General features: G+C 80.1%; 1 protein-coding gene. It reads right to left on the reverse strand.

What is annotated here, in order from left to right; genetic code table 11:
• Positions 1 to 2764: AAA family ATPase (locus RKE29_RS29020; protein WP_312008691.1), on the reverse strand; the 2764-nt coding region annotated here is incomplete at its 3' end.
• Positions 2765 to 2963 lie beyond the last annotated feature (199 nt).

Raw genomic sequence — 2963 nt, forward strand, 5'->3', positions numbered from 1 at the left:
CCACCACCCGGGCGCGCAGCGCGTCGACGGCCCGGCCGGCCCGGTCGAGGGCGGCAGCGGCGGCACGGGCGGCGGCCAGCGCCGTACGCGGGTCGCGGATCAGCAGGGCCTGCGCGCGGGCCAGTTCGGCCAGGGCGGTACGGGCGGGCCGGTCCAGCGGCGCGGCGGCCAGTTCGGCGAGCTGCGCCCAGCGGGCCGCGTGGTCGGTGCGGCCGGCGGCGAGTTCGGCACGGGTCAGCAGCTCGTACCAGGCGACGCGCGAGCCCGCGTCGGCCGTCGGCAGGTGCGGGCCGCCCGCCTCGGCCACCAGCGCCAGGCAGCCCTCGTGGTCGCCGCCGAGCAGCCGGGCCTCGGCCGCCAGGCGCAGGGCCAGCGCCTCGCGCCAGCCGCCGGCCGCGGCCCGGGGCCGTCCGGCGGCTTCGGCCGGGTCGGGCAGCGGGGCGCGGCCGGGGCCGCCGAGGGCGGCGTCCAAACGGGCGTGTAGGGCGCGCGCGCCGGCCAGTTCCCCGGGACTGCCGGACAGGCGGGCGAGGTGGACGGCGTGTTCGGCGGCGGCGCGGGCGTCGGCCGGGCTGCCGCGCTCGCCCAGCACGTACGCCTGCCCGGCCAGCAGCTGCGGCGTGAACAGCCGGTGGCCGGTGCGCAGGGCGAAGTCCGCGCCGCGCTGGAAGTGCCGCAGCGCGTCGTCCGCGCGGTCGAGCAGCACCTCGCACCAGCCGATCCACACCGCAGTCTCCAGGCCGCGCGCCAGTTCGCCGTCGAGCATGGCGTCCAGCACGGCCGTGGCCCCCTCCAGGTGGGCGGTGGCGGGCCCGTACCGGCCCTGTACGGCGGCGGCCAGGGCCAGCAGGCCCAGGCAGGCGGCGCGCAGCGGCCGGCCGGGGTGGCGCTCGGCGACGGCCAACGCCTCCCGGGCCCAGCGCGCGCAGCTCTCCGGGTCGCCGGCGTGCAGCAGGCCGACGGCCAGTTCGGCCTTCAGGGCGGCGCCGGGCAGCGGGTGGCCGCCGTCCAGGGCGGCGAGTTCGGCGCGGAGCATGGCGCCGGTCTCCTCCCGGTCGCCGAGCAGGCGCTGCGCGGTGGCGGCGAGGACGGTGGCGGCCGCGCGGTCGGCGGCGGGCCGGGCGGGCAGCAGCCGCAGGGCCTCGTGCATCAGCTCCCGGCACTCCCGCAGCCGGCCCAGGGCCGCGCGCGCCTCGGCCAGCCGTACCAGCAGCGCGGCCCGCCGGGCCTGGTGGCGCGGGCTCTGCGGCAGTACGCGCAGGGCGGTGGCCAGCCAGGACGCCGCGGCGGCCGGGTCGGCGGGGCCGACGGCGGCGGCGGCCTGGTCCAGCGTGCCGACGGCGGCCAGGTCGCCGTGCCGGACGCACTGCCCCAGGTGCGGGGCGCGCTCGGCCGGGCAGGCGCCGCGGGCGCACAGCGCCTGGTCGGCCCGCGCGTGCAGGCCGATTCGACGGCTCAGCTCGGCGGCGTGGTAGACGGCGCGGTGCACCACGGGGTGGCGGAAGGCGAAGCACTGCCCGGGGACGACGGGGTGGACCAGGTCGCGGCGGATCAACTCGCCGAGCGCGGCCAGCACCGCGGGCTCCGGCTCGCCCAGCACCTGGGTGAGCAGGTGGGCCTCGAACTCGTGGCCCACCACGGCGGCCGCCTCGGCGACGGCCCGCACGCCGGGCTCCAGCGGGGCCAGTTCGTCCAGCAGCGCGGCTCCTGCCGCGGACCGCGGCGGCTGTCCGGGCCGGGCCGGTTCGCGGCGTACGGCGGCGGGCCGCTCGGCGAGCAGGGCGGCGAGGTAGCCGGGGTTGCCGCCGCTGTCCCGGTAGAGCTGGCGGCGCAGTACGGCGGTGGGCGCGTCGCCGGGCGGGGCCGCACCGGCCAGCACCTGGTCGACGTCCCGCGCACTGAGCGGTCCGAGGTGGACGTGCTCGGCGGCGACCTGCTCGGAGCGGCCGCTGACGGCGGCCTGGAGCGCGGGGCCCGCCTGGCGGTCGCGGTAGCCCAGGACGAGCAGCACCGGCGCGCGGGGCGGCCGCCGCAGCAGGCCAGCCAGCAGGCCGGTGGACTCCGGGTCGGCGGCGTGCACGTCGTCCAGGACGAGCACCAGGCAGGGCGCGGCGAGCCGTTCGAGGTACGCGCGGGCGTGGCGCAGCGCGGTGCCCGGCACGGCGCACTCGGCCCGCACGGGCGGGCAGCCGCCGGCCGTTCGGGCGTGCGTCGGGCCGCACGGGTCGTCGCGGGCGCCGGCGGCGGCGTACCGGTCGGTGAGGACGTCTGCGGCGATGTCGGTGAGAGCATCGGTGAAGGCTTCGGCGCGGATGTCGGCGGAGACTTCAGTGGAGACGTCGGTGGAGATGTCGTCGAAGACGTCGGCGCGGATACCGGCCGGGGGCTCGGCGGAGGCGTCGGCGAAGGCGTCCGCGAAGGCGCCGAACGGCGCGGGTCTGCCGTCCCGCGCGACGCGCCCGGTGCGTACGACGGCCCCCCGGGCCCTGGCCAGCCGGGCGAACTCGCCCAGGACGGCGGTCTTTCCGATGCCCGGGTCGCCGGTCACGGTCACCAGCCGGGCGACCGGGTCGTCGCCCGCCAGGCCGTCGAGGCTGGCGCTCAGCGCGTCGAGCGCCGCCTGGCGGCCCACCAGGCCGGGTGGCCGCGCCCCGGTCCGCACCGGCGGCCGTCCGGGCGCGGGCGGGTCGGCCGGTGCGTACGCGCGGGGCGGGCTGCCTGCCCCGGTCCGAGCCTGCCGGGCGGTGCGGGTGGACGCGGTCATCGTCATCTCCGTCGGGTCGAGCGGCGGCCGGCGGGAGCCTTGCGAGTGTCCCCGGAGGGTTATGGCGCCATATGACGTAGGAGTTCGCGTTGATTACCACTTGAGCGGTAGGGGGTGATACGGCGGCCGCGCCCGGCCGCTTCCGGGGCACGAGGGCCGGTCGCGGGCCGTCGCCCCGCGCGAGGCGGCAGCCCCGGGC

This window comes from Streptomyces sp. B1866, from assembly GCF_031932565.1.
GTDB lineage: Bacteria > Actinomycetota > Actinomycetes > Streptomycetales > Streptomycetaceae > Streptomyces.